Raw genomic sequence first — 3,177 nt, forward strand, 5'->3', positions numbered from 1 at the left:
CTTTCTTTGAATATCCATCTATTTCTCTCTATTTAAATCTCCGGAAATAAAAACAAAGGCTCTAATCATATATTTTTTCTATTTTTGTGATGCTTTAGGGGTATTCTGAAAAGAATTGAGAGAGTCCCTTTGAACCTGATACGGCTTACACCGACGTAGGGAAAAGCAATAAGAAATTATTAAGATTTCTGTTGTTTCGGATTTTCCTAAAGCTATTTAAATTGATAAATAACTATGGAAAAAAAACTTTGGAAACATATTCTTTCTGTACGACAACAATCACCTCTTGTGCATAATATTACCAATTATGTAGTAATGAATACCACGGCCAATGCCCTTTTAGCCGTTGGTGCATCACCTATTATGGCACATTCCCAGTTAGAAGTGGAAGAAATGGTAAATATTTCGAATGCACTGGTAATTAATATAGGAACACTGGATGAATATTGGTCCGAGGCCATGCTTATGGCCGCAAAAACTGCCAACCATACTCATAAACCCTGGATCTTGGATCCTGTAGGCGCAGGAGCAACCTCTCTCAGGGATAATCTCCTTCCCCTCCTACTCTCTCATGGTCCTACAGTGATAAGAGGAAATGCGTCGGAAATTATCGCCTTAAACAAAGCTAACAAAACAACAACCAAGGGTGTTGACAGTACAGCCAGTAGTAATGAGGCTATAGATGCTGCCCGGAATTTAGCTAGTAAATACCATAATACGGTATGTATTTCAGGGGAAACTGATATTATTATCAGTGAACAGCAAACTGTTTACATTCATAACGGACATTCCTTAATGACAAAAGTTACCGGTTTAGGATGTTCTGCAACCGCTATTATAGGAGCTTTCCTTGGAAGTATTGATAATGTATCAGAGGCTGTCATTGCTGGAATGGGATTATTAGGCGTAGCAGGTGAAATTGCAGCTAAAGAAAGTTCCGGACCTGGAAGTTTACAGGTCAACCTGATCGATAAATTATACACTATTACAGAAGAAGAGTTTATGGATCATATAAAAATCAGTTCATTATGAGCATCCATCCTAACTTCCCCTATCAACTCTATCTTGTCATTTCTGAAAAAGACTGTATAGGGAAAGATTTATTTCATGTTGCCGAACAGTCAATTCTAGGCGGCGTAGATGTTGTTCAACTAAGAGAGAAAACAGATTCTACAGGATTATTCTTACAAAAAGCAGAACAATTAAAAGAAATTACAACAAAATATAATATCCCTTTAATTATTAATGATCATACTGAAGTTGCAGAAAAAGTGTGTGCAGAAGGAATTCATGTAGGAAACAACGACATTCCGCCATCAGTATTAAAACAACTCCCCTTTTTTAAAAATAGGTTAATCGGTTATTCTATAGAATATCTTTCCCAACTTCAAAGTGAGAACACACAACTATCGGATTATCTTGGAATAAGTCCCGTTTTCAGTACAAATACTAAAACCGATACTGTAACAGAATGGGGAATCGAGGGAATTGAAACAATAAGAGCGCTTACTTCTAAGCCATTAATAGCAATCGGAAACATTAATTTACAGAATACAAGGCAAATCATAAAGGCCGGTGCAAACAGTATTGCCGTAGTTTCAGCAATATGCGCATCTGAAGATCCTCAAAAAGCAGCCTGGCAACTCAAAAATGAAATTTTAAAATGAAAAAATACACTTATCCTTCCGTATTAACCATTGCTGGTTTTGACGGGAGCGGCGGAGCCGGCATACAAGCAGATATTAAGACCTTTTCTGCTTTGGGATGCTTTGCCACATCAGTACTAACTGCACTTCCCATACAGAATACTCAGGGAGTAAGGAAAATTTACACTATTCCTGTAGAAGCTGTTGGGGATCAGATCGAAGCAATCATGGATGATATTATTCCGGATGCTATAAAAATAGGAATGGTCCATACCTCCCCATTGGTAGAAATTATTGTTAAAACACTTAGTGAATATAAGAACATCCCCATCGTTTTTGATCCTGTGATGGTTGCGACAAGCGGTCACCGGCTTATTGAAGAAGAAACGATCACGACGATTACCGAATTGTTATTTCCTATTTCCGACATTATTACTCCCAATATGGATGAAGCCGCTATTTTGGCCAAAATAGATGTAAAAACTCTTGACGACATGAAAATTGCCGGAGAAAAAATCCTTCAATTGGGATGTAAAAGCATTCTTCTTAAAGGCGGGCATCAGGAAACAGAAGTAATCACTTCTCTATTTTTTGATGAGGATAAAAAAATACATTCATTCCAATCAGAAAAATTTCCCACAAGCAATACCCATGGCTCGGGATGTACATTATCTTCAGCTATTGCCGCATATCTTGCCCAGGGAAAAACATTATATGAAGCTGTATCAATGGGACAAACTTATGTCTATGAAGCCATTAAAAACGGGAAAGATGTAGTTACTGGTAAAGGAAATGGCCCTCTTAACCACTTTTTCAACCCACAAAAACTTATTAAAAATGAAATGGTCTGAATTCACATGGAAACAGATAGAACCTTATTATGAATCCATTCTTCAAATGCCCTTCATTACTGAATTATCATCAGGAATATTACCTAAAGAAAAATTTCAGTTTTATATGGCCCAGGATTCTTTATATCTTGAACACTTCGGAAGAGCTCTTGCTCTTATTTCAGCCCGTACTTACGATATACAGGATGTTCTTACATTCATACGCTTTGCAGAGAATTCCATTGTAGTGGAAAATGCACTTCACGAATCTTATTTTAAGGATTTTGGAGTAACTGAAAGAGGTATCATGCAGCCGGTATGCCATCATTATATCCATTATTTAAAAAGTACAGCTGCATTGGACGCAGTAGAAATTGCTATGGCAGCTGTTCTTCCCTGTTTCTGGATCTATAAGGAAGTTGGGGATCATATTCTGGAACACTATGTCAACAAAAAGAATCCTTATCAGAAATGGATTGACACTTATGGTGGTGAAGAGTTTGCTGCTGCCGTTCAGCAAGCCATTGAAATATGTGATAAAATAGCAGAAAATACCACAGAAGATACACGAACAAGGATGACAGAAGCCTTTATAACCGCTTCCCGAATGGAATACCTATTTTGGGATGCTGCTTATAAAACCACTCTTTGGATATAAATTTTACTATTCATATATAAAAAGCAGGGTAAAATTACCCTGC

At 37.2% G+C, this 3,177-nt stretch carries 4 protein-coding genes and 1 riboswitch; all 4 genes read left to right on the forward strand.

Features of this window, described 5'->3' with window-relative positions:
- Positions 1–86: 86 nt before the first annotated feature.
- Positions 87–179, forward strand: a riboswitch (TPP riboswitch).
- 55 nt (positions 180–234) lie between these two features.
- From thiM to tenA, 4 genes are read left to right on the forward strand one after another with little or no spacing between them, the layout of a single operon-like run.
- Positions 235–1,032, forward strand: coding sequence for a hydroxyethylthiazole kinase (gene thiM, locus Q0A18_RS04690; RefSeq protein ID WP_292009015.1), 798 nt, complete (start codon positions 235–237; stop codon positions 1,030–1,032).
- A complete protein-coding gene (thiE, locus tag Q0A18_RS04695) occupies positions 1,029–1,667 on the forward strand; it encodes a thiamine phosphate synthase (protein WP_292009016.1) in 639 nt (212 codons plus the stop codon). Before thiM ends, thiE begins: the two co-directional genes overlap by 4 nt.
- Positions 1,664–2,497 carry a bifunctional hydroxymethylpyrimidine kinase/phosphomethylpyrimidine kinase gene (gene thiD / locus Q0A18_RS04700; protein ID WP_292009017.1) on the forward strand — a complete coding sequence of 278 codons (834 nt, stop codon included), beginning with the start codon at positions 1,664–1,666 and terminating at the stop codon, positions 2,495–2,497. The genes thiE and thiD overlap by 4 nt, the downstream gene beginning before the upstream one ends.
- Complete coding sequence (gene tenA / locus Q0A18_RS04705) at positions 2,484–3,134, forward strand: thiaminase II (protein ID WP_292009018.1); 651 nt, start codon at positions 2,484–2,486, stop codon at positions 3,132–3,134. Before thiD ends, tenA begins: the two co-directional genes overlap by 14 nt.
- Positions 3,135–3,177 lie beyond the last annotated feature (43 nt).

The sequence above is a fragment of the Chryseobacterium sp. genome, from assembly GCF_022712095.1.
GTDB lineage: Bacteria > Bacteroidota > Bacteroidia > Flavobacteriales > Weeksellaceae > Chryseobacterium.